The 22,776-nt window shown below is 64.5% G+C and carries 20 protein-coding genes; 14 read left to right on the forward strand and 6 right to left on the reverse strand.

Annotated elements, in window-relative coordinates:
- The first annotated feature begins 11 nt into the window (after positions 1–11).
- The 4 genes from RIN79_RS05270 (at position 12) to RIN79_RS05285 (ending at position 4,819) form a co-directional block, all read left to right on the forward strand.
- A complete protein-coding gene (locus RIN79_RS05270; protein WP_309083581.1) occupies positions 12–1,043 on the forward strand; it encodes a sugar ABC transporter permease in 1,032 nt (343 codons plus the stop codon).
- The gene (locus RIN79_RS05275; protein ID WP_309083582.1) at positions 1,040–2,089 is read left to right on the forward strand and encodes a carbohydrate ABC transporter permease; all 1,050 of its coding nucleotides are present in this window, start codon (positions 1,040–1,042) and stop codon (positions 2,087–2,089) included. The genes RIN79_RS05270 and RIN79_RS05275 overlap by 4 nt, the downstream gene beginning before the upstream one ends.
- 8 nt (positions 2,090–2,097) lie before the next feature.
- Positions 2,098–3,177: a sn-glycerol-3-phosphate ABC transporter ATP-binding protein UgpC gene (locus RIN79_RS05280; protein WP_309083583.1), complete on the forward strand. Its 1,080-nt coding sequence runs from the start codon at positions 2,098–2,100 to the stop codon at positions 3,175–3,177.
- 109 nt (positions 3,178–3,286) lie between these two features.
- Positions 3,287–4,819, forward strand: coding sequence for an altronate dehydratase family protein (locus tag RIN79_RS05285; protein ID WP_309083584.1), 1,533 nt, complete (start codon positions 3,287–3,289; stop codon positions 4,817–4,819).
- Between the two features lie 50 nt (positions 4,820–4,869).
- Here RIN79_RS05285 and mtnA read toward each other — a convergent pair whose 3' ends face one another.
- Both mtnA and mtnK read right to left on the reverse strand, forming a co-directional pair.
- A complete protein-coding gene (gene mtnA, locus RIN79_RS05290) occupies positions 4,870–5,976 on the reverse strand; it encodes an S-methyl-5-thioribose-1-phosphate isomerase (protein WP_309083585.1) in 1,107 nt (368 codons plus the stop codon).
- Between the two features lie 21 nt (positions 5,977–5,997).
- The gene (gene mtnK, locus RIN79_RS05295; RefSeq protein WP_309083586.1) at positions 5,998–7,257 is read right to left on the reverse strand and encodes an S-methyl-5-thioribose kinase; all 1,260 of its coding nucleotides are present in this window, start codon (positions 7,255–7,257) and stop codon (positions 5,998–6,000) included.
- Positions 7,258–7,369: 112 nt separating this feature from the next.
- On the opposite strand from mtnK, the gene RIN79_RS05300 reads away from it, so the two are divergent.
- Genes RIN79_RS05300 through RIN79_RS05310 form a run of 3 tightly spaced genes read left to right on the forward strand, consistent with a single transcriptional unit; the run spans position 7,370 to position 11,073 of the window.
- Positions 7,370–8,944 carry a sugar ABC transporter ATP-binding protein gene (locus RIN79_RS05300; RefSeq protein WP_309083587.1) on the forward strand — a complete coding sequence of 525 codons (1,575 nt, stop codon included), beginning with the start codon at positions 7,370–7,372 and terminating at the stop codon, positions 8,942–8,944.
- Positions 8,934–9,989 (forward strand): ABC transporter permease, encoded by a 1,056-nt coding sequence (locus RIN79_RS05305; protein ID WP_309083761.1) that lies wholly within the window; start codon positions 8,934–8,936, stop codon positions 9,987–9,989. Before RIN79_RS05300 ends, RIN79_RS05305 begins: the two co-directional genes overlap by 11 nt.
- 31 nt (positions 9,990–10,020) lie before the next feature.
- Entirely contained in the window at positions 10,021–11,073 is a 1,053-nt protein-coding gene (locus RIN79_RS05310; RefSeq protein ID WP_309083588.1) for a substrate-binding domain-containing protein, read from the forward strand.
- A gap of 123 nt (positions 11,074–11,196) precedes the next feature.
- Here RIN79_RS05310 and RIN79_RS05315 read toward each other — a convergent pair whose 3' ends face one another.
- From RIN79_RS05315 to RIN79_RS05325, 3 genes are all read right to left on the reverse strand, one after another.
- A complete protein-coding gene (locus RIN79_RS05315; RefSeq protein ID WP_309083589.1) occupies positions 11,197–13,248 on the reverse strand; it encodes a bifunctional aldolase/short-chain dehydrogenase in 2,052 nt (683 codons plus the stop codon).
- Between the two features lie 37 nt (positions 13,249–13,285).
- Complete coding sequence (locus tag RIN79_RS05320; protein ID WP_309083590.1) at positions 13,286–14,263, reverse strand: sugar-binding transcriptional regulator; 978 nt, start codon at positions 14,261–14,263, stop codon at positions 13,286–13,288.
- 179 nt (positions 14,264–14,442) lie between these two features.
- Complete coding sequence (locus RIN79_RS05325) at positions 14,443–14,709, reverse strand: YMGG-like glycine zipper-containing protein (protein ID WP_309083591.1); 267 nt, start codon at positions 14,707–14,709, stop codon at positions 14,443–14,445.
- Positions 14,710–15,024: 315 nt separating this feature from the next.
- On the opposite strand from RIN79_RS05325, the gene sbmA reads away from it, so the two are divergent.
- Entirely contained in the window at positions 15,025–16,302 is a 1,278-nt protein-coding gene (sbmA, locus tag RIN79_RS05330; RefSeq protein ID WP_309083592.1) for a peptide antibiotic transporter SbmA, read from the forward strand.
- A 46-nt stretch (positions 16,303–16,348) separates the two neighbouring features.
- On the opposite strand, the gene RIN79_RS05335 is transcribed toward sbmA, so the two are convergent.
- Entirely contained in the window at positions 16,349–17,320 is a 972-nt protein-coding gene (locus RIN79_RS05335; RefSeq protein ID WP_309083593.1) for a polysaccharide deacetylase, read from the reverse strand.
- A 158-nt stretch (positions 17,321–17,478) separates the two neighbouring features.
- On the opposite strand from RIN79_RS05335, the gene RIN79_RS05340 reads away from it, so the two are divergent.
- From RIN79_RS05340 to RIN79_RS05365, 6 genes are all read left to right on the forward strand, one after another.
- On the forward strand, positions 17,479–17,811 hold the full coding sequence (locus tag RIN79_RS05340) for a hypothetical protein (RefSeq protein ID WP_309083594.1): 333 nt from the start codon (positions 17,479–17,481) through the stop codon (positions 17,809–17,811).
- Positions 17,812–17,961: 150 nt separating this feature from the next.
- The gene (locus RIN79_RS05345) at positions 17,962–18,630 is read left to right on the forward strand and encodes a tetratricopeptide repeat protein (RefSeq protein WP_309083595.1); all 669 of its coding nucleotides are present in this window, start codon (positions 17,962–17,964) and stop codon (positions 18,628–18,630) included.
- 3 nt (positions 18,631–18,633) lie between these two features.
- The gene (gene der / locus RIN79_RS05350) at positions 18,634–20,052 is read left to right on the forward strand and encodes a ribosome biogenesis GTPase Der (RefSeq protein WP_309083596.1); all 1,419 of its coding nucleotides are present in this window, start codon (positions 18,634–18,636) and stop codon (positions 20,050–20,052) included.
- Positions 20,053–20,176: 124 nt separating this feature from the next.
- A complete protein-coding gene (locus RIN79_RS05355; protein WP_309083597.1) occupies positions 20,177–21,373 on the forward strand; it encodes a cell wall hydrolase in 1,197 nt (398 codons plus the stop codon).
- A 224-nt stretch (positions 21,374–21,597) separates the two neighbouring features.
- Positions 21,598–21,954, forward strand: a complete 357-nt coding sequence (locus RIN79_RS05360) for an AtpZ/AtpI family protein (protein ID WP_309083598.1) — start codon at positions 21,598–21,600, stop codon at positions 21,952–21,954.
- 33 nt (positions 21,955–21,987) lie between these two features.
- Positions 21,988–22,737 carry a F0F1 ATP synthase subunit A gene (locus tag RIN79_RS05365; RefSeq protein ID WP_309083599.1) on the forward strand — a complete coding sequence of 250 codons (750 nt, stop codon included), beginning with the start codon at positions 21,988–21,990 and terminating at the stop codon, positions 22,735–22,737.
- Positions 22,738–22,776: the final 39 nt, after the last annotated feature.

The following is a 22,776-nucleotide window of genomic DNA, read 5'->3' on the forward strand; positions in this document are numbered from 1 at the left end:
GAAGGACAGCCATGACGGTCGAAAGCAGCTCCGAGGCTGCCGTCTCGTCCCGCATCGCCGGCATTCTCCTCGCGCCCCTGCGCTGGGCGATGGGCCTCATCGACCTGCCGATGAGCTGGGTTCAGCGCCGCCTCGGCACAGGCGGTGTGGTCGCCGCCATGCTGGCGCCGAACATGCTGATCTTCGGCGTCTTCGTTCTCTTCCCGATGTTCCTGAACGTGCTCTACTCCTTCACAGGAGGGGGAGCCCTGTTCCTCGAGAGCCGCGTCTTCGTCGGCACGGAGCAGTACGAAACGCTCCTCGATTGCCGCACCTACCTCGATCCGGCAAGCTGCCGCGAGGACCGTTTCTGGCGCGCTGCCGGAAACACCGCCTTTTTCGTGATCGTCCAGGTGGTGCTGCTTGTACTGGTTTCGCTCATCACCGCATTGGTGCTCAACCGCGAGATGCGCGCGCGCGGCTTCTGGCGCGCCGTATTCTTCTTCCCGGTCCTGCTTTCGCCGGTCGTGGTGGCGCTGATCTGGAAATGGATCCTCCAGCGCAACGGCCTGCTCAATGCCGCGCTGGCGCAAGTCGGCGTCGAGCCCGTGCTATGGCTCGTCGACCGCAACTGGGCGATGTTCTGGGCCATCTTCCTTTCCATCTGGGCGCATCTCGGCTTCTATACGCTGATCCTGCTCGCCGGCCTGCAGGCCATTCCCGCCGATCTCTACGAGGCGGCGGAGATGGACGGCACGCCCCGCTCGCGGGTGCTCGCGCGCATCACCCTGCCTCTGCTCTGGCCAAGCCTCGTCGTCGTCATCCTGCTTGCGCTCATCCGCGCCGTGCAGGTCTTCGATGAGGTTTTTGTCCTGACCGGCGGCGGTCCCGGCAGCGCGACGCTCTTCCTCGTCCAGTATATTTACGAGACCGGCCTTGCCCAGCAGGTGCGCAATCTCGGTCTCGCCTCCGCCGCTTCCATCCTGATGGCGCTGGTTCTCGTCGTGCTGACGCTGATCCAGCTTTCCGCCACCGCCTGGCGGGAGAGGAGGGAGAAGCGGTGAGCATCGGATCGTTCCTCACACGCCGGCGCGGCGGAGCTTCCTGGCATTTCACCGACGTGCTTGCCTGGATCTGGCTGGTCAGCGGTTTGATCCTGATGTTCGGTCCGGTGATCTGGCTCGGGCTGTCTTCCTTCAAGACGCGGGCGGCGCTCTCCGAATTCCCGCCGACGCTTCTTCCTTACGAGACGCGCATGGTCGAGGTGGAAGGGCACGACGAGCCTCTGCCCCTCTACCGCGTCACCACGGAAGACGGCGAGGAGCGGCTGATGGTGCAGGTGCGTCGCATCGGCACCATGGCCCAGATGGCCGATCCCGAACACCCGGAAGAGACCGTCCGCGTGCCGCTGCAGGCGCGCGAGCCGGTACGGGAGCTGCAGCTTGCTACCGAGAACTATACCGAGCCCTTCGAGCGGCTGAATTTCCTGCGCTTCTTCTACAACTCTGTCTTCGTGACGGTGGTGGCTACCATCATCACCCTGATCGTCAATTCCATGGCCGCCTTCGCGCTCTCCAAATACGAGTTCAAGGGCCGCGCCGCGGTGCTCGCCGTCATTTTGGCCACGCTGATGGTGCCGCTCTCCGTCATCATCATTCCGCTCTTCTCCGTCATAAACGGCCTCAACCTCTTCAACAGCCTGTGGGGCGTCGTCCTCCCGACCGTCGCCACGCCCACGGGCGTGTTCCTGCTCCGGCAGTATATGCTCACGATTCCCGACGAGCTCCTGGAGGCGGCGCGGATGGACAATGCGTCCGAGTGGAAGATCTACTGGCGGATCGTCCTCCCCCTCGCCATGCCGGCCATCGCCGTGCTCGCCATATTCTCCGTCATGTGGCGATGGAACGACTTCCTGTGGCCGCTCATCGTGCTGTCGGACCGCGAGCTCTACACAATCCAGGTGGGCCTCAACTCCTTCCAGGGCGAGCTCAATGTGCAATGGCAGTACGTGCTCGCCATGACCGTGGTGAGCATGCTGCCGGTCGTAGTGATCTTCGCGTTCCTGCAGCGCTTCATCACCACCGGCATCGCTTCCACCGGCATCAAGTAAGGCGTCGCATGAGCCATCTCGAACTGAAGAATGTGAGCAAGTCCTTCGGCAGGGTGGACGTGCTGCACGACATCGATCTGGAGGTGATGGACCGGGAGTTCGTGGTCTTCGTCGGGCCGTCCGGCTGCGGAAAGTCGACCCTGCTGCGCATCATTGCCGGCCTGGAAAAGGTCACCTCAGGCGAGGTGGTGCTCGATGGGAAGGTGGTGAACAATGTTGCCGCCGCCGACCGGGGGCTTGCCATGGTCTTCCAATCCTACGCGCTCTACCCGCATATGAGCGTGCGCCAGAACCTGTCCTTCGGGCTGGAGAACACCAGTACGCCGAGGGCGGAGATCGATGCCCGCGTCGGCGAGATCGCGCGGATGCTGCGCATCGAGGAGCTCCTGCACCGCACGCCGCGCCAGCTTTCCGGAGGCCAGAGGCAGCGTGTCGCCATCGGCCGTGCGATGGTGCGCCGTCCAGGCATTTTTCTCCTCGACGAGCCGCTCTCCAATCTCGACGCCGAGCTCCGCGTTACTATGCGCGCCGAGCTCGCCGCGCTCCACAAGCGGCTCGAAGCGACGATGATCTACGTCACCCACGATCAGACCGAGGCGATGACACTTGCGGACCGGATCGTGGTCCTGCGTGACGGTCGTGTCGAGCAGATCGGCACTCCACTCGACCTCTACAACCGTCCCGCCAACCGTTTTGTGGCGGGCTTCATCGGCGCGCCGCACATGAATTTTCTCGAGGGGCGTTTCGTCGTTGGTGAAGGAAATTCGGCGGAGGTCGAGCTCGATGGCGGCCACAGGCTCACACTTCCTATTTCTGTGAGACCGGCAGGCGAGCCGGTAATGGTAGGCATAAGGCCTCACCATATCGGCCTGGATGCAGTGGGGGCGGGCATCCCGGCCGCCGTCACGCTGGTGGAGGCGCTGGGCCCGGAAACGATCGTACATGCGGAGGCTGCCGGGCACCGCATCATTGCAGCCTTGGCCGGTCAGAGGAGAATCGCGGTGGGCGAGACCATCTCCTTGTTCTTCGACCCGCAGCATCTGCATGCGTTCGACAGCGAAGGCAGACGGCTCCCGGAAGGCGCCTAGGGCTCTCCAGGTAAAACAACTTGACAATGCCGTGGACTTCCCCGCGCCGCAGTCTTAAATCAGGACCGGTGTTCGAGCCGCCTTGTGACGGCTCTGCTTGAGGAAAACCATGAACGACCTGTCCGGGCGTCCGCCCTTTCTTCGCCTGTCCGATGAGGACAATGTCGCCGTCGCCGTGCGTACGCTCGACCCCGGCACTCCGCTCGCCGGCTCGGTGATCACCGCAAAGCGCATCCCCTTCGGGCACAAGGTGGCGCTTCAGCCGGTCGCTCCCGGCGAGGCGATCCGAAAATTTGGCCAGATCATCGGCTTTGCGAAGGTGCCGATCGCGCCGGGCGAATGGGTCCACGAGCACAATCTGGAAATGCGCGATTTCGAGCGCGACTACCGCTTTTGCGAGGATGCCCGCCCCGTGAACGTGCTTCCGCCCGAGGAGCAGGCGACCTTTGAGGGCTATCGCCGCTCCAATGGCCGGGTCGGTACGCGCAACTATATCGGCATCCTGACCAGCGTGAACTGCTCGGCCTCCGTTGCCCGCTTCATCGCCGAGGCGGCAAACCGGTCCGGCCTGCTCGACGACTACCCGGATGTCGACGGCGTGGTGGCCTTCACCCACGGCACCGGCTGCGGCATGGCGGGAAAGGGCGAGGGTTTTGACATCCTGAAGCGCACGCAATGGGGCTATGCGGCAAACCCCAATCTCGGCGGCGTGCTGATGGTGGGCCTCGGCTGCGAGGTCTTCCAGATCGCTCGGCTGAAGGAACTCTACGGGATCGAGGAGGGCGATGCTTTTCGCTCCTTCACCATTCAGGATTCCGGCGGCACCCGGCGCGCCATCGAGGCGGGCATCGAGGTGGTCAAGGATATGCTCCCGGCTGTAGCCTCCGCTAAGCGTGAGACGGTACCCGCATCGGAGATTAAGCTCGCCCTGCAATGCGGCGGCTCCGATGGCTATTCCGGCATCACGGCCAATCCGGCGCTTGGTGTCGCCGCCGACATACTGGTGCAGAACGGCGGCACGGCGGTGCTTTCCGAGACGCCGGAGATCTACGGCGCCGAACATCTTCTGACACGCCGGGCCATCGATCGCGCGGTCGGCGAGAAGCTGGTCGAGCGCATCCGCTGGTGGGAGGAATATACCGAGCGCAACAGGGGCGAGATGAACAACAACCCCTCGCCGGGCAACAAGGCGGGCGGCCTCACCACCATCCTGGAAAAATCCCTCGGCGCTGCTGCAAAGGGCGGCTCAACGCCGCTAACCGCCGTCTATGAATATGCCGAGCCGATCACGGAGAAGGGCTTCGTCTTCATGGACACGCCGGGCTATGATCCGGTCTCTGCCACCGGCCAGGTCGCGGGCGGCTGCAACGTGCTCTGCTTCACCACGGGCCGAGGCTCGGCCTATGGCTGCAAGCCTACCCCCTCCATAAAGCTCGCCACGAACACGCAAATCTACGAGCGTATGATCGAGGACATGGACATCAACTGCGGCGATATCCTGGAAGGCGTATCGCTGCAGGAGAAGGGCCGCGAGATCTTCGACGAGGTGCTGGCCGTCGCTTCCGGCAAGCGCAGCAAGTCCGAACTGCTGGGTTATGGCGACAACGAGTTCGTGCCCTGGCAGATCGGCGCCGTGATGTGACTTCTCCGTCACCTGGAAGCCGCGCTGCGGCTTCCAGGTGACGGAACAAATTACGCCGCCGCCTTCGCTCTCTCTGGAAAGAGCTCAAGCAGACCCTCTGCCGAAGCCTCCGCAATCCCCCGCTCCGTGATGAGCCCGGTCACGAGTCTTGCCGGCGTCACGTCGAAGGCTGGGTTGGCGGCGGGTGTCGCATCGGGCGAAATCCGCACCTGCGTGATCTGCCCGTCCTTCGTCCGGCCCCAGACGAGCGAGACTTCGTCGGCCGAGCGTTCCTCGATGGGGATTTCCTTCACGCCGTCGCGCACCGTCCAATCGATCGTCGGCGAGGGCAGGGCGACGTAGAAGGGCACGCCGTTGTCCTTTGCGGCGAGCGCCTTCAGATAGGTGCCGATCTTGTTGCAGACGTCACCATTGGCGGTGGTGCGGTCGGTGCCGACGATCACCATGTCCACCATGCCGTGCTGCATGAGATGTCCGCCGGCATTGTCGACGATCAGCGTGTGCGGCACGCCGTGTCCCGCCATCTCCCAGGAGGTGAGATGGGCGCCCTGGTTGCGCGGCCGCGTTTCGTCCACATAGACATGGACGGGGATCTTTTCCTCTGTGGCCAGATAGATGGGCGAGGTGGCGGTGCCGTAATCCACCGTCGCAAGCCACCCGGCATTGCAGTGGGTGAGGATGTTGACCGGCTCGCCTGGTTTCTTGCGGCGCGCGATCTCCTTGATGATCTCCAGCCCATGCCCGCCGATCGCGCGATTCAGCTCCACGTCCTCGTCGGCGATCTCCGCCGCGCGGGCATAAGCCGCAGCCGCACGCTCGCCTTCGGGCAGGGGGCGAAGCGTCTCACGCATAGCATCCAGTGCCCAGCGCAGATTGATCGCGGTGGGGCGCGTGGCGTGCAGGTCTTTCCACACCGCATCGAGCGCGGCGTCGGATGGATCTTCCCGCATGCGGATGGCCACGCCATAGGCCGCCGTCACGCCTATCAACGGCGCGCCGCGCACCCACATGTCGCGTATGGCGGTGGCGATGCCTTCCACCGTGCGGATATTCTCCACGCGGAAGTCATGCGGCAGCCAGCGCTGGTCGATGACGTCCACCGACCAGCCGTCCTCGTTGACCCAGATGGTGCGGTAGTGCTTGCCTGCGACCTTCATTCTTCTTCTCCTTGCGGGGGCTCAAAGGCCCTTGTCGAGCGACTGCGCCAGGTGGTTGATCTCCGCGAGCGAGTGGATATGCCGGCGGTTCACGGCGATATGCCGCCCGAATTTCAGCGCGGCTCCCTCGCAGGATGCCCTCGAGCCTGTGTCCTCGATGGTTTCGAAATCGGCATTGTGGGCAAGGCCCAGGATGCGCCGGTGGATCTCCACCCCGGCAAAGCCCAGCATGTCCGTCCAGACCTCATGGATGAGATGGGAAAGCGCCTGCTCGGCGCCGAGTGTGTCGCCCTGGTCCTCATAAAGGCTGCGGTGATACAGCATGCCCGTGCGCTCCGTGCGCCAGAGGCGGGCGAATTCCGCCCGGAATACCGCCCAGGTCTCCTCGATCACCTGCAACAGATAGGCGCGCATCGCCTCGCGGGAACCCTGCTCCTCGTGTCCACGCTGGGAGAAGAAGGCCATCCAATAGTTGGCGAGCAGCATGCCCACATCGAAGGCGATCGGCCCGTAAAAGGCGAACTCGGGGTCGATGACGCGTGTATCGCCGTCGGTCACCATCACCGAACCCGTGTGCAGGTCGCCATGCACCAGCGTCTCGGCTTTGGCGGCGAAGAGGTGCTTCAGCTTCTGCGCCTCCACCTTGAGGTTGCGGTCCGCGCGCAGCTCCGCCACCAGCGGATCGAGCTCCGGCGTATGCCGGTTCATGGGCGCGGCGAAATAGGGGTCGGTGAAGACCAGGTTTTCCGTGATGTCGCAGAGCTCGGTATTGTCCGCGAAGAGCGCCAGGTCCGCCTTCCGCTCGCGTGTGGGCATGTGAAGGTCGGAGCCGCGGAAGAGCGTGCGCGCCATGAACAGGCCGAGGTCTTCGGCGATCCTCGGCAGTTGCCGGCCTTGGATCAGCGCCCGCCGCAGGATGATGTGCGGCGAGAGATACTCCATCGCGATCAGCGCCTGGCTTTCGTCGAAATGATAGATGGCGGGCACCGAGCCCGGCGCGCGCTTCTCCTGCCTCGTCAGCGCATGATATTCGAAGAAGGAGCGCTTGAGCGGCAGCGGCCAGCTGTCGCCGACGAGCCGCACATAGGGAAGCGCCTGCTTCACGACGACCGCTGCTTTCTCCCCCTCCACGATGAAGACCAGGTTGAGGTTTCCATCGCCCACCTCGCGCACTTTCCAGGCGGATGGCTGCCCGCCCACGCGTTCCGCAACCGCGGCAACGGGCCCAAGCCTCTGCGGCAAGGTCTCGACGGTCAGGGCTTGGAACGTGCTCCCGTGCATTGCTTCCTCCATCCTCCTCGACCTTCCCGCGCTAGGCTATCAAGCGGCTTGTCATTTTTCAATGGTGTTGACAAATGCTCGGCTCCTGCTAGCGTCATGAGGGGAGGAATTCATGGCAGAGGGCGCCATCTTCCGCATTGCGGGGTTGCGAAAGTCGTTTGGGCCGAACGAGGTCCTGCGCGGCATCTCGCTTGAATTGAGGGCCGGCGAGGTCACCGTCCTCATGGGCGCCAACGGCGCCGGCAAGTCCACCCTGGTGAAGATCATGAGCGGCATCCACGCGGCCGATCGCGGCGTGATGATGCTGGGCGAGAATCCTTTCCTGCCCGCCTCTCCCGCCGAGGCAATGCGCGCCGGCGTGGTAACCGTGCACCAGAACATCGATGACGGTGTGGTGGGCGCGCTCGACGTCGCCACCAATCTGGTGCTCGACCAGCTGAACGGCGCCGGCCGCGGGGTTTTCTTCAATCCGCGCCGGGTTCGGCGGGAGGCTCAAGAGGTGGCGAGCCGAATGGGCCTGCGCCTCGATCTTGCCGCCGACGTGACCGAACTGCCGCTTGCCGACCGGCAGATGGTGGCGATCGCCCGCGCCATGGCGCATGAGCCGAAGGTCATGATCCTCGACGAGCCCACCTCCTCGCTGTCGGCCAACGAGGCGACGCGCCTCTTCGAGCTGATTGACCGCCTGCGCGCACGCGGCGTCGCCATCCTCTACATTTCCCACCGCATGTCCGACATCCGCCGGATCGCCGACCGCATCGTCAGCCTCCGCGACGGGCAGATCGCCGGCTTGTTCGAGCAGAAGCCGCTCGATTATGAGGGCGCGGTGGACGCGATGCTGGGCCGCAGCCTGGGGAAAAGCGGCGTTGCCGCTCGGGCCGCCACTCGGCCCGTTTTCTTCGCCGAGGACCTGCAGATCGCGCCGGGCAGCCGGCCCTTCGCGCTCTCGCTCGGCGCGGGCGAGGTGGTGGCCGTCACTGGCCTTGTCGGCGTGGGCAAGACGCAGCTTGCCGAGACGCTTTACGGCATCCATGCCCCCCTTGCCGGAACCATGCGGCTCGACGGCAGCCCCTATGCGCCGGGGAGCCCCGCGGAGGCGATCGCGCGCGGCGTTTTCCTTGTCGCGAAGGATCGTGCGCGCACCGGCATCGTGCCGGACTTCAACCTCTACGAAAACATGAGCCTGCCTTTCCTGCCGCGCTTTTCGCATCTTGGCGTTGCGCGCCGGCGGGCGGAGCGGGCGACAGCACGCGAGCAGATCAGGAATTTGCGCATCGTCTGCCGCTCCGAGCGGGACGACCTTTCCACTCTGTCGGGCGGCAACCAACAGAAGGTCGCTGTCGCGCGCTGGCTGTCGCAGCCCTCGCGCATGCTCATTCTGGACGAGCCGTTCCAGGGCGTCGACATCGCCGCGCGGCACGACATCGCGGCCAAGTTGCGGGAAAGCGCTGCCGACCGCGCCACCCTCCTCTTCCTCACGGAACTGGACGAAGCGCTGGAGACCGCCGACCGCATTCTCGTGATGTCCGAGCATACGATCGTCGGCGAGCACCGCACTGCCGAGATTGACATGGAGCGGCTTCTTGCTGACGTGGCGGGCGGCGTTGGCCCCGGCCTTGCGGTTGCGGGTGGGAAAGGCCGCCACGTAGATCACATGGAAGCAGAGAGTGTGAATGATGGACGGTGATCTGGCCGGAAAGACCGCGGCGAAACTGGAAGCCCCAGTGCAGGGCCGCCTTTCCGCCCGCGAGCTTGCGATCCGCTACGGGTTTCTCGTCCTGCTCGTGGGGCTCATCGTCTTCTTCTCGCTTGCGACGCGAGGCTTCACATCGCCGCAAGCCGCGGTGTTCATCCTTCAGTCCGTCTCCATCACCGGCATTCTGGCGCTCGGCGTCACCGCCACCATGGTGGTGGGCGGCTTCGACCTTTCCATCGGATCCATCGCCACCAGCGCCATGATGGCGGCGGCCTATGTGATGGTGGTGATGGAGCAGAATGCGCTGGTCGCCGTTGTGGTTTGCCTCGCCATCGGCGCGTTGGTCGGCCTCATCAACGGCCTCATCATCTGCTATATGCGCGTGCCGGATCTTCTGGCCACGCTCGGCATGATGTTCCTGCTCATCGGCCTGCAGCGCATCCCGACGGAGGGCCGCTCCATCGCCGCCGGCATGACGATGCCGGACGGCTCGACCGCCGCCGGCACTTTCAGCGCCAATTTCCTCGCGCTCGGCCGGCACCGCTTCGATTTCTTCATCCCTGATCTGGTGCCGGCTTCGGTCGTGGTGCTGATCGTGCTTGCCGTCCTGATTTGGTTCTTTCTCGAATACACGCGCTTCGGCCGCATGATGTATGCGGTCGGCTCGAACGCCCGCGCCGCCGAGTTCGCCGGCGCGCCGGTGAGGGCCTACAAGATCTGGGCCTATGTCATCTCGGGCGTCTTCGCCTCCATTGGCGGTATCCTGCTTGCCGCCCGGCTGGGCCGCGGTGACATCGCCTCGGGGAATAATCTTCTGCTCGACGCCGTCGCCGCGGCATTGATCGGTTTCGCGGTGCTCGGCGCGGCAAAACCAAATGCTTTCGGCACGGCCGTGGGGGCGCTATTCGTGGGCGTGCTGCTGCAGGGCCTCACCATGATGAACGTGCCCTACTACACGCAGGATTTCGTCAAGGGGGCGGTGCTCGTCATCGCGCTTGTCTTCACCTTCTCGCTTCTCGGCCGCAAGGGCCGGTAGTGGAAAAGAATCCGATCAACAGGAGGAGAGCATGATTTTTACGCGTAGAGTTCTGGGCAAGCTGGGGCTTGCGCTGTTGGGCACGAGTGTCCTTGCGCCCATGGCGGCGGCGCAGGAAAAGCCGGCGCCTTTCGACAACCCGGGCGAAGTCGAGATCGCGCTGGTGCGCTATCTTTCGACCGGCGACTTCTTCCAGGCCTATCTTTCCGGCGTCGAGGCCCAGGCCAAGGCGCTCGGGGTGAACCTGCGCGTCTTTGACAGCCGCCAGGACGCCGCGCTCCAGGCCGACATGGTGGACCAGGCGATCGCCCTCGGCGTCGACGGCATCGTCATTCAGCATGGCCTGACCGAATCCATGAAGGAGGCGGCCCAGCGCGCGGTGGACGCCGGCATCAAGGTCGTGGCCTTCGACGTGAATGTCGAGAACGAAGCCATCCCGCAGATCGAGCAGTCAGACCGCGATCTTGCGCGGCTCGCACTGGAGCAGGCCATCAAGGACAATGGCGAGAGCTGGAAGGCGGCCTACGTCTACGTTGCCGGCATCGCCCCGCTCGACCGCCGCGACGAGACCTGGCGGCAGTTCAAGGAGAAATACCCGGGCATCGAGGAAGTGGCGCAGTTCGGCACGCTCGACAACCCGATCGCCAACTCCGTCGCTAACCAGGCCCGCTCGGTGCTTTCGGCCAACCCGGACATCCAGGTGGTCTTCGCCCCCTATGATGAATTCGCGAAGGGGGTGAAGATCGCCGTTGACGAGGCCGGCCTGTCGAGCGGCATCAAGATTTACTCCGCCGACATCTCGACCGCCGACATTGCCGCCATGCGCGAGCCGGGCAGCGCCTGGGCGGCCACCGCTGCCACCAACCCGGCCGTGGTGGGCGAGGTTTCCGTGCGCGCGCTCGCCATGCTGCTCGCCGGCGAAGACCCCGGCAAGAGCGTCATCGTCCCGCCGACCCTGATCACGCAGCAGCAGCTCAACGATGAGGACATCAAGAATATGGAGGAGCTGTCTCAGAAGCTGCCGCAGTTCGCCCATGCCGATGTTGCGGTTCCCGCCTGGATGCCGCTCCCGCCGCGCGACTGATACGCCCAGCATGAAATGAAAAGGGGCGGCTCTCGAGCCGCCCTTTCTTTTCCGTCCGAGACCATCGCCGCTGAGGGAGCGGAGCAGCCGCGAGCCGGAATGACGGTCGGATACGCAGCCTCGCTACCTCAGCGCGGCCGCGATATTCCCACCGTCCACCGTGGTCACATCCGCGGTGGTCCGCTCCGCGAGGGCCTGGTGCAGGAAGGCCTGCGCCACATCCTCAGCGCGCACTTCGAGGCCGAGCAGGTTGCCCCCCATATATTCCTTCTCCGAAAGGCCGCGGGCCTTGGCGCGGCTGGCGATCATCTCGTCGGTCAAAAGCCCGGAGCGGATGCGATCTGCATTCACTGCATTGGAACGGATGCCGAGCGCGCCGTAGTCGACGGCATATTGCCGCGACAGGAACAGGGTCGCCGCTTTGGGCAGGCCGTAGGCCCCAAAATTCGGCCCCGGATTGACCGCCTGCTTGGAGGTGTTGAAGAGCAGCACTCCGCCCGTCTTCTGCATCTGGAAGATGCGGACGGCATTCTGCGCGACGCTCTGATGGGCAAAGAAGTTTAGCTCAAAGCTTTTCCGCAATGTTGCGTCGTCCAACTCGCCGATGCGGCCCTGCCAGGCCGCTCCCGCATTGGGGATCACGATGTCGACGCCGCCAAATGTCTCCACCGCCTTATCGAACGCGGCGCGCACATCCGCCGGGTTGGTCACGTCAGCGCCGACACCGGTGGAGTTGTTGCCGGCCTCCTTGGCGGCGGCCTTGGCCTTCTCCGCGTCGACATCGACCACCACCACATGCGCGCCCTGGCTTGCGAAGAGCTTCGCCGTCGCCGCGCCGATTGCGCCCGCCCCGCCAGTGACCAGCATCACCTGGCCGGAAAGCGGCTTCGGCTTGTTGGAAGCGAGCTTCGCCTGCTCCAGCGACCAGTATTCCAGCTCGAACAGGTCAGAGAGCGCAAGCGGGTGGAAGGAGCCCACGGCTTCGGCGCCCGTCACCGCCTCGATAAGCATCTCGCCCACATCGGCGGCGATTTTTGCTTCCTTCAGGCTGCGGCCATGGCCAAAGAGGCCGAGGCCCCGCACCAGGGTCAGCCGCGGCATCGGATCGAGCATGGTGCGCTTCACGTCATCGCGCGCATCATTCGTCTCGAAGTACCTGCGATACCGAGCCGAGAACTCCGCGACTTGGTTGCGGATAACGGTCGCATATTCGTCCAGCTTGCCTGCCTGGGGCGCCGGCAGAACCATCGGCCCGGTCTTGATGCGAATGGAAAGGTCGGGCGTCGAGACGCCGCGCTTCGCCAATTCTTCCGCCGTCTCGGCATTCACATAGTCGAGGATTTTCGGCGAGGTGCGGAAGTCCGAGATCATGCGGTCGAAGCGGCCCTCGCCATGGTCCACCGCTACCGCGCCGCGCAGGTAGGGTGCAATCTCCTGCGGCTTGGCCAGCGAAGCGGGGAGGGCGACCGCCTTGAAGGGATTTCCCTTCTTCGCGACGAACTCCTCGGCCAGGGTTACGAACTCGATCATGAGATCGTACGCCTTCTTCGCGTCCTCCGCGAAAGTGAAGATGCCGTGCTTGTCGAGGATGAGGCCGTCAACGCTGGGATCGGCGTCGTAGATGTCGGCCGCCGCCTTGGCGAGATCGAAGCCCGGCTTGATATAGGGCACGAAGCCCAGCCGCCTGCCGAAGACCTCGCGGCAGAGCGCCTCGCTCTCCTTCTGATCGACCAGCGCCAGGATGGCGGTGGAGTGGGTGTGGTCGACGAATTTGTGCGGCAGAAAGGCGTGCAGCAGCGTTTCGATGGAGGGGTTGGGCGCATACGGATCGATCAGGTTCGCCCGCTGCATTGCCACCATCGCCTCATCGGAAAGCGACGGCAGCTTCCGAGCAGCGAGCAGTGCCTCCATCTTCACAGCCGGCAGGCCGGCCGGTTCGATCACGGCCATGTCCCAGCCGCTGCCCTTGACGCAAAGCACGTCCCATTCCTGCCCGAGAATGTCCGTGGCTTTGGTCTTGAGCGAGGTATTGCCGCCCCCATGCAGCACCAGCCGCGGCTCGCCGCCCAGAAGCCGGGTCGTGTAGACCCTTAGCGCCAGGTCGCGTGAAACGCCTTTGGCGGCATAGTCGTTGACGAGCTTTTCGGCTTCGCTGTCGTTCCAGAGATTCTGCATCGTCTTCCTGTCTGCTTGGTCTTGGCCGGAACGGCCGTTATGCAGTTGCCCGGGCGGGCTCGGGTTCAAGGGTGCTGGCCCGCTCGAGCAGGCGCTCCGCCATGCGCGCGGTCAGCACGAGATGGGTGAAGAAGCGCCCGTTGATCGCCGCCAGAAGCGGCTCGAATTTCTCATCTTCCTGCACCACCATCAGTCGCCGTGGGATGGCGCGGATGGCGTCGAAGTCGGCCGAGATCATGCGGCGGTTGTAATCGCATTCGAGAAGCGCGCCGTCGGCGGCGATCACCTGCCCCGCTATTACGCCGACGCCGCCCATCTGCTTGATCCTGGCAAGTTCCTTCAGGCTCAGCGCGCCGCATTTGACGACATGGCTGTCCTCGTCCAGCGTGCCGACCGTGAAGAGCGCCAGATCGCAGGAACTGATCCCGTCGAGCTGCTCGTGGATCACGGGCTCCTCCCGCAGTTCCCGCGCCAGCCGCTCCGAAGTCAGCACAAGCGGCGCATAGAAATTGAGGCCTTTCGCATTGAGCCGCCGCGCGATCTCCATGGTGCATTGGTCCGGGCGGTACGAATAGGGCGAGCCGAGATTGCCGCATAGCTCCACAACGGTGACACCCTGGCGGTCCGCATAGGACATCGCGTCGGCAATTGCGTAGACGGTGCGGCCCCAGGCCACGCCGACCCGGTCCCCGTTGCGCACCATTTCGAGGAAAACGCTCGCGGCCAGGGCCGGGATTTCCGCGGCCGGGTCATGGGCAAGGCCGTCCTCGCTCACCAGCCAGACGGTATCGAGCCCGAAGGCGTCCTCGACGCGCCGCGCCATCATGTCGTTGCGGAAAAGGTCTGTCGATGTGGAAATGGTGACGATGCCCGCCTCGCGGGCCCGGCGCAGGTAAAGGGCTACGGAAGCCCGCGAGATATTGAGGCGCCGCGCCACCTCGTCCTGCCGAAGCCCATGGGTATAGTAGAGCCAAGCGGCCTTGTGCACGATCTGATCTGCCGGACGAAGTGCCATGTTCTCCTCCGGCTAGACATTATTCATGTGCATTGACAAAAGTCAATCAACGCACGCCGCAGACACGCGGCCGCGGATGGCCGAGCCATGGCAGGCCCACAAAAGAAAAAAGGCTGAAGCGGGAAGCTTCAGCCTTCCGTCCCAGGCGCGCCCGTTATGGCTGCCTCTTTCAGATCCGCTCAGTAGCCGCGGGGGCAGGCGGCGGTGTAGCGGCGGCCATACTGGTCGCGGTAGACGCACTGGCTGCTTCCCTCGGCCGCGCGGCCGACCAGGGCACCGGCGATCGCGCCAACCGCGCCGCCGACGATCGCGCCTTCAACCTCGTTGCCCGCCACGGCCGCGCCGACCGCGGCGCCGCCGAGACCGCCAATGGCCGCGCCCTGCTGGGTGGGAGTGCAGGCGGCGGCGGCGAGAAGTAACGGAACCATAACAATGAGCTTCTTCATGGGACTCTCCAAGATGGCGTTGCACCCGCAACAATTCGCAAAACGGCGATTCGTTCCGGGGCAGACTGAACGGGCTCGAAGGTCCACTCTCCTGTCTCCTCCGTCAAGTGCCGGATCGTTGCCGCCGGTCATGCCAGTTGATGCGGGTCCAAGGACTTCCAACAGGCCCGGGAACACGTCCGGCCTCCGTCCGGAAGGCGGTCTCGTCCCGGCACATCAGCATTGCTCGCTGCCGTGTTCCTGTGGCAAAGAGCGGCGTAAGATGCCGGCCCGAACCCCCGCAAGCGCGTGGCGAGGCCGCACGCAAGGGCGCCCATGTTCGTATCCTTCTTTCCCCAGCCGAAGCTCTTCTTCACGTCCGCAATCGCCTGGAGCCTCCTGGCGGTTTTCTTCTGGTATTTCGGCGGTGCTCAGCTCGGTGCGGCGGTCGGCCTGCCGCCGCTGGGGCCCGGACAGCAGCCGCCTATCGGGGTGGAGGTCTTCTGGTCGGCGCCGTTCCTGTGGTTCTACATCTACTTCACCCTCGCCGTTCTGCTCTTTTACGCCTTCTGGAGCTGGTATTCGCCGCATCCCTGGCAGAGATGGTCAATCCTGGGTTCCGCCCTCATCATCTTTGTCGTCTATTTCCAGGTGCAGGTGAGTGTCGCCGTCAACAACTGGTACGGCCCCTTCTGGGACTACGTTCAGGGGATCCTGTCCAAGACGGTGACCACGTCCTCCGGCGAGTTCTACAGCCGGGTCGGCAGCTTCGCGGGCCTTGCGCTGGTCGGCATGAATGTTGCGGTGCTCAACGCCTTCTTCGTCAGCCACTGGATATTCCGCTGGCGCAACGCCATGAACGATTTCTACATGTCCTATTGGGACCGTGTGCGCGGGATCGAGGGAGCGTCTCAGCGCGTCCAGGAAGATACGATGCGCTTCTCGCAGATCATGGAGGGGCTGGGCGTCGCCTTCATCGATTCCATAATGACGCTCATCGCCTTCATGCCTGTCCTGGTGGCGCTCTCGGCCAATGTGGGCGAGATGCCGCTCGTAGGCACGATTCCGCACCCGCTCGTCTTTGCCGCGCTTTTCTGGTCGGCGCTGGGGACGGTGGCGCTGGTCATCGCCGGTTATAAGCTGCCGGGGCTGCAATTCCGCAACCAGCGCGTCGAGGCCGCCTACCGCAAGGAACTCGTCTATGGCGAGGATGATGCGACGAGGGCGGAGCCCGTCAAGGTGCGTGAGTTGTTCGACAATGTCCGGAAAAACTACTTCCGGCTCTACTTCCACTACGTCTATTTCAACGTCGTCCGGTACACCTACATCCAGGCGAACGGCATCTTCTCGCTGCTCATCCTGGGCCCATCCATCGTCGCCGGAACGATCACGCTCGGTCTGTTCAACCAGATCAGCTTCGCCTTCACCCAGGTGACCGGCTCTTTCCAGTTCCTTGTGAATTCCTGGTCGACGATCGTGGAGCTTCTTTCGGTCCACAAGCGCCTGCAGGCATTCGAGGCGAGCATCAGGGGCGAGCCGCTGCCTGACATCGACCAGCACTATCTGGCGCGTGAGCAGGCGGGGCTGGAGCCCGAGGACCAGCCCGCGGCTTGAGCGCAAAGCTTTGGCGAACGGCCCGGCGCCTGCGTGATCGCGGGCGCTAACCTTTCGGGGCGGAGCGCTCCGTCTCGTCCAGATATTGCCGGTAGCTGACGCAGCGCACCTCGGCGCGCCCGCAGACTTCCTCGGCAAAGCGCTCCAGCGCCTGCCAGTAGGCGCCGTTGTTCATCAGCGTGAAATGGAAGCCAAGCTGCAGTGGGACGCGCTCGCTGGAATATTCCCGCTCGAAGGCGGCAAGGAAGGCGTTGAAGGCCCGGTCTGCGAAAAGTTCCGCCTCGCTCGGCCGCTCCAGGCCGCCCGAATGGCGGACATAAAGATTATAGTCCATGGCGATGATGCGTTTTTCCGCCGGTCCCTCGGGGATGAGCGGCAGCGAAAAGCGGGCGAGGTCTCCTTTCGTTGCGGGCTTTGCCGGGCCGCGGGAGACGGTGCTCGCATCATAGCGGAAACCCTCCCGGGCAAGCGCCTCGTAAAGCCTGTCGCTGACGGCAAGATAGGGCGCGCGGAAGCCGGTTACCTCGCCTTCCGCAAAGGCCCGCCACCCGGCGGGCTCGCCTTCGAGCCCGTTGATCCTCCATGCATCGCGCAGGATCGTGCGGAACTGCCGGAATTCGTCCTGCCAGTCGGAGACGCGCCAGGCGCTGCCGTCGAAATGGCCGCAGCCGTGATTGGCGATCTCGTGCCCTTCCTGGCGCGCCGACCAGATCTGGCCGAGCCGGAGCCGCACATCCTCGCGCGAGAAGCCGTAGTCGACATTGGATCGCCCCGCCTTCACGCCGGGCGCCTTGTAGGCCTGGCGGGTCTCGGGCGAGAGCAGGTAGACGCAGGATAGGAAATAGGTGAAGCGCGCGCCGGTCCGCGCCGCCAGCGCACGGCTCCTCTGCCACTGCTCGATGAAGGAAGCGCCGTCGAAGGAGATGATCACATATTGCGGCGGGCGGTCGGCCGCATGGGAGAAGGCGCAAGGCAGAAGGAGAAGCGCGAGTGCAAAAAGGCGCAAGAGAAATGACATGCAGAATCACCGAACAAACCCCGGCGCCTCCTATGCAGCAATTATGGCGCGGGCGGGACCTGTGGCGGGTGCGGTAGAATTGATAAAAGCGCTTGAGGCGGGAGGGCCGATAGCCGCCGAGCCCGACCGTGCCCGCATCTGAACATGGAGGAAACTGCATGGACACAGCCAAACGCCCCACCATCGCCCGTATCTGGCGCGGCCGGACCACGCGTGAGCGCGCCGACGAATATGAGGCCTACAATTACGAAGCGGGGATCAAGCCGCTGATTGAGAAGGCGCTGGGCGTCCAGACCTTTCGCGAGGACCGCGAGAACGAGACCGAGTTTGTGACCATCTCCTATTGGGAGAGCGTCGAGGCGATGAGCGTCTTCGCCGGCGAGGATCCCACCAGGATCCATCACCTGGAGCGCGATCCCGAGTTCCTGATAGAATTGCCGAGGGAGGTGCAGATATTAAGATTGCTGACCAGCCACGGCGTCACCGGCTGAACCCTGTTGTGCCGCCGTCCCCGGCAAAACCCGTGCCGACACGCGCAAACAGCTGCATGAGGTAGAAAGACCGGATTTCGCCACTTCCATGCGCGTGAAATTCCGTTAAAAGCCGGGGCGGGGCCGCCGGCGGCCAAGAACAGGTTATAAATGTCCGACGACAGTTTCATCCGCGAAGTCAACGAAGAGCTTCGCCAGGACAAGATGAAAGCGCTGGGGGTCCGCTACGGGCCACTGGCGCTTGGCCTTGCCGTCCTGATCGTGCTCGCGACCGCGGGCTATGTCGCCTATAATCACTGGACGACCTCGCGCGCCAATGCGTCGGGCGATCGCTTCGCACAGGCGCTCGAGCTTGCCGAGGAAGGCGACAATGGCGAGGCGCTGGAGATCCTGAAGGAGCTGGAAGCCTCCGGCTACGGCGCCTACCCGATGCTGGCGCGGCTGCGCACCGCCACGGCGCTTGCCGACAGCGGCGATGCCCAAGGCGCTGTCGCCAAGTTCGACGAGGTGGCCAATGACAGCTCCGCGCCGGGCGCGATCCGCGACGTTGCCCGCCTCCGCGCCGCGCTGCTCCTGGTCGACCATGGCACCTACGCGGATGTGGCGGCACGCGTGGAGACGCTGACCGGCGAGGGCAATCCCATGCGCCACACGGCGCGCGAGGCGCTGGCCCTTGCCGCCTGGAAGGAGGGCAACCGGGAGAATGCGCTCGCCCTTTTCGGCCAGATCATCAACGACGAGCAGGCGCCGGCGACCGCGAAGGAACGCGCGGAGATGATGTCCGACCTCATCACCGCCACCACCGCCGAGTCCGGATAGACCATGACCTTCAAGGTCGCCATTGTCGGCCGGCCCAATGTCGGAAAATCGACCCTGTTCAACCGGCTGGTGGGGCGGCGCATCGCCCTCGTCGACGATACGCCGGGGGTGACCCGCGACCGGCGGGTGCATCCGGCCCGCCTGATGGATCTTCGTTTCGACGTGATCGATACGGCGGGTTTCGAGGCCGCCGCCGCGGCGACGCTTGCCGGCCGCATGCGGGCGCAGACGGAAACTGCGATCGATGAGGCCGACCTCGTCCTTTTCGTCATCGATGCGCGCGCCGGCCTCATGCCGGATGACGAGAATTTTGCCGAGGTGGTCCGGCGCAAGGGCAAGCCGGTGGTCCTGGTCGCCAACAAGACCGATGTGCGCGGCACGGATGCCGGCGTGCTGGAGGCATTCAACCTCGGGCTCGGCGAGCCCATCGGAATATCGGCCGAACACGGCCAGGGCATGGTGGAACTGCGCGGTGCCATTGCCGAAATTGCGGGCGAGGCGGCGGAGCCCGAGCCGGAGCCGACCCAGCCGGAACCTGGTGCCGCGCTCGTTGGTGACGACATCGACCCTGACGAGGAGCCCGCCTACGATTCGACCAAGCCGATCCGCGTCGCCGTTGTCGGCCGGCCGAATGTCGGCAAGTCGACCCTGATCAACGCCCTGGTCGGGGAGGAGCGGATGCTGACCGGGCCGGAAGCCGGCATCACGCGGGATTCGATCTCCGTCGACTGGATCTGGCGCGGGCGCGAGATAAAACTGTTCGATACGGCCGGCATGCGGCGCAAGGCCCGTGTTCAGGAAAAGCTGGAGAAGCTCTCGGTCGGCGAGACTCTGCGCGCCGTTCGCTTCGCCGAGGTGGTGATCGTCGTCCTCGACGCCACCATGCCCTTCGAGAAGCAGGACCTGCAGATCGCCGACCTCATCATCCGCGAGGGTAGGGCGCCCGTCATTGCCTTCAACAAGTGGGACCTGGTCGAGAATCGCCAGGAGACGCTGGCGGGACTCCGGGAAAAGACCGAGCGCCTTCTGCCGCAGGCGCGCGGCCTGCGCGCTGTGCCGATCTCGGCGGAAACGGGCCGCGGGCTCGATCAATTGATGGAGGCCGCGGTCGGCACCCATGCGGTCTGGAACCGCCGGGTGCCCACCGGCCCGCTGAACCGCTGGCTGGAAGGCGCAACCGCCCAGCACCCGCCGCCCGCCGTCGCCGGCAGGCGGCTGAAGGTAAAGTATATGACGCAGATCAAGACGCGTCCGCCCGGTTTCGTCCTCTCCTGCTCCCGCCCCGAAGCGGTGCCTCAATCCTATGTACGCTACCTCATCAACGGGCTGCGCGAGGCCTTTGATATCTACGGGGTGCCGATCAGGATCCTGCTGCGCGCATCCGAAAACCCTTATGCCGGGAAGGCAAAAAAACGGGGCTGAGCGCCGGCTGGCCGGCGCGCTTTGTCACCCGGATTACTTCAACTTTTCCGAAAATCCTCCCCTCCGTTAACTCGCGATCAAGGTTAACGAATTAATCTTCCGGCGTGGCGTTTTTCCATGTCGAGTGAGGGTTGGGGTGCTTGCTTCAGGTGTAAAGCGGCGGATTGCCGCGTCCGGTTGGCGTCTCCCGTCTGTTCAGGGACGCTCTCATCTTCCCTCTTTATTTTTGGGGGTCTGCGTATGGATGGGCTTTCCGACCGCGGTCGCCTACCAGGACATGGTGAGCCTCGTCGCGGGCCAGGACAGGCAAACTCGCTGGACGGCGGTACTGGAGCGCTCGGTGGCCGGCTCCATCCATCAGGCGGAGATGCCCTTCGCCAATCCCGACGCGCCATCGGCAATCTCCGGCGCGGGATTGAGCGCTCCGGGCATCGGCGAGGTCGCTTTCCGGACCAAGGGGAAATCCGCAAACGGATCCGATGAGGAGAACATCAACCGCGCGGGGAAGAGGCCGCGCCTCGTCAAGACGCTGCCGATGGCGCCGCCGCGGCTGTTCAACGCCGGGACGATCTTCGAGAAGACGAGCAGGCTCGTCGAGCCCTCTCCAATGGGCGAGATGCTGATGGCTTTCGCCAAGCCCGAGATCAAGGGCAAGGAAGTGCAGATCGCCTCGACTTTCTACGTCAAGCAGCAGCGGAAGGACCCCGGCCTGCCGACCGTGATTGCCGAACTCGTCAACAACGACAAGGCCGACGTGCTCGCAACCGCCTATGCGCCGCCCGAGCCGGACTATGCCAAGGCCTCGCCCTTCGCCAGCATCCTGCGCGACCAGGAGGCTGGCCGCTTCATCCCGCCGGTTCCTCCGACCGATCACCCCTGGGCGCGCCAGCCGCTTCCCGCGGAGGTCTTTTCTGCGCGCGAGCAGCAGTGCCTCGCGGCGGGCATCTATTTCGAGGCCCGCGGCGAGCCTGTCCGTGGCCAGGCCGCTGTCGCGCAGGTGATCCTGAACCGGGTGCGCAATCCCGCCTATCCGAACAGCATCTGCGGGGTCGTCTATCAGAACCAGAAGTGGCGCAACCGCTGCCAGTTTTCCTTTGCCTGCGACGGCATAAAGGACCGTGTAGCGAGCAAGGGGCACTGGCGCATTGCCGAGGAGGTCGCCATGGCAGTCACCGCCGGAAAGATCTGGCTGGACGAGGTCGGTTCCTCTACCCATTACCACGCGACCTATGTGCGCCCGCGCTGGGCGCGCTTCATGGAGCGCACCAAGAAGATCGGCCAGCACATCTTCTACCGCACCCATGGCGGCGGCTGGAATTGACGGGCGGCAAGCCTCCTTGCGGCAAAAACCGCTCGATTCCCGCACTGCCGGGCGCCCGGCCGGCGAAGACGCTTTGTCGCACCAAAGCAAGCTGCTGATATCATAGCCGAAATGTGCCCTCCCGAATGCCTGTGGCCCAGCTTGACTGCCGCAGGCCCTCTCACTATGTTGCGCGCGACTTCAAGGCGGGTATCCGTCGGCCGGCAACCGGCGTGGAGGCTCTGATGGCCAGTCAGGAAGAGCCGGACGATCTGGACAAGCGGCGGCGGGATCTCGAGGCGGCCCTGGCGGCACGACGGCCGGCAGAGCCGGGCGGCGAGGGCCCCGGGACGGGCGGCAAGGGCGATTTTGCGAATGCGCTGAGGCTTTCCAGCGAGTTCATCGCCGGTGTCCTGGTCGGAGCGGGTCTGGGCTGGTTCATCGACCGGATCGCCGGCACCTCGCCTTGGGGACTGATCATCTTCCTGCTCCTCGGTTTCGGGGCGGGAATTCTCAATGTCCTGCGTTCGGCGGGACTCGTTGCAGAATTCGGATCGAAGGCGCCGAAAAAGGGCGACACCGGTCCGCAGGGAAAGAACTAGGCGTCAGCCGGTATCGAGGACGAGGGGATTGAAGTGGCGACAGACCCGATCCATCAGTTTCAGATCTCCCGACTGATCCCGATCGAAATCGGCGGCCTCGACTTTTCCTTCACCAATGCCTCGGCCTTCATGGTGGCGACGGTGGTCGCCGCCGGCGCCTTCCTCTATCTTACGACGTCCAGCCGCGGCCTCGTTCCGGGCCGGCTCCAGTCCGTGTCGGAGATGTCCTACGAGTTCATCGCATCGATGCTGCGCGATGCGGCGGGCAGTCATGGGATGCGCTTCTTCCCCTTCGTCTTTTCGCTGTTCATGTTCGTCCTTGTGGCGAACCTGTTCGGCATGGTGCCCTATTTCTTCACGGTCACAAGCCACATCATCGTCACCTTTGCGCTGGCGCTGCTCGTCATCGGCACCGTCATCGTCTACGGCTTCTGGAAGCACGGCTTCGGCTTCCTGAGGCTCTTCGTGCCGCAAGGCGTGCCGGCCGTGCTCATCCCGCTCGTCGTGGCGATCGAGGTTGTCTCCTTCCTCTCGCGGCCGATCAGCCTCTCCGTCCGTCTCTTCGCAAACATGCTGGCGGGCCACATCACGCTCAAGGTCTTCGCCGGCTTCGTCACCTCGCTCAGCGCCCTCGGCGTTGCCGGCGTGGCGGGCGCGGTGCTGCCGCTTGCCATGACCGTGGCGCTGACCGGTCTCGAATTTCTGGTGGCCTTCCTGCAGGCCTATGTCTTCGCGGTTCTGACCTGCATGTATCTGAACGACGCTATCCACCCCGGCCACTAGGAAGTTTTTCGGCGGCTCTCCGTCGGACCTAACCAGAAA

It is taken from the genome of Chelativorans sp. (genome assembly GCF_031180965.1).
GTDB lineage: Bacteria > Pseudomonadota > Alphaproteobacteria > Rhizobiales > Rhizobiaceae > Chelativorans.

Coding starts and splice junctions, on each gene's coding strand:
- RIN79_RS05335 (WP_309083593.1), bottom strand. CDS start 17,320: ATGTCATTTCTCTTGCGCCTTTTTGCACTCGCGCTTCTCCTTCTGCCT.
- RIN79_RS05345 (WP_309083595.1), top strand. CDS start 17,962: ATGTCCGACGACAGTTTCATCCGCGAAGTCAACGAAGAGCTTCGCCAG.
- RIN79_RS05280 (WP_309083583.1), top strand. CDS start 2,098: ATGAGCCATCTCGAACTGAAGAATGTGAGCAAGTCCTTCGGCAGGGTG.
- RIN79_RS05320 (WP_309083590.1), bottom strand. CDS start 14,263: ATGGCACTTCGTCCGGCAGATCAGATCGTGCACAAGGCCGCTTGGCTC.
- RIN79_RS05340 (WP_309083594.1), top strand. CDS start 17,479: ATGGACACAGCCAAACGCCCCACCATCGCCCGTATCTGGCGCGGCCGG.
- sbmA (WP_309083592.1), top strand. CDS start 15,025: ATGTTCGTATCCTTCTTTCCCCAGCCGAAGCTCTTCTTCACGTCCGCA.
- RIN79_RS05325 (WP_309083591.1), bottom strand. CDS start 14,709: ATGAAGAAGCTCATTGTTATGGTTCCGTTACTTCTCGCCGCCGCCGCC.
- RIN79_RS05285 (WP_309083584.1), top strand. CDS start 3,287: ATGAACGACCTGTCCGGGCGTCCGCCCTTTCTTCGCCTGTCCGATGAG.
- RIN79_RS05315 (WP_309083589.1), bottom strand. CDS start 13,248: ATGCAGAATCTCTGGAACGACAGCGAAGCCGAAAAGCTCGTCAACGAC.
- RIN79_RS05300 (WP_309083587.1), top strand. CDS start 7,370: ATGGCAGAGGGCGCCATCTTCCGCATTGCGGGGTTGCGAAAGTCGTTT.
- mtnK (WP_309083586.1), bottom strand. CDS start 7,257: ATGCACGGGAGCACGTTCCAAGCCCTGACCGTCGAGACCTTGCCGCAG.
- RIN79_RS05360 (WP_309083598.1), top strand. CDS start 21,598: ATGGCCAGTCAGGAAGAGCCGGACGATCTGGACAAGCGGCGGCGGGAT.
- RIN79_RS05305 (WP_309083761.1), top strand. CDS start 8,934: ATGGACGGTGATCTGGCCGGAAAGACCGCGGCGAAACTGGAAGCCCCA.
- RIN79_RS05310 (WP_309083588.1), top strand. CDS start 10,021: ATGATTTTTACGCGTAGAGTTCTGGGCAAGCTGGGGCTTGCGCTGTTG.
- RIN79_RS05270 (WP_309083581.1), top strand. CDS start 12: ATGACGGTCGAAAGCAGCTCCGAGGCTGCCGTCTCGTCCCGCATCGCC.
- der (WP_309083596.1), top strand. CDS start 18,634: ATGACCTTCAAGGTCGCCATTGTCGGCCGGCCCAATGTCGGAAAATCG.
- mtnA (WP_309083585.1), bottom strand. CDS start 5,976: ATGAAGGTCGCAGGCAAGCACTACCGCACCATCTGGGTCAACGAGGAC.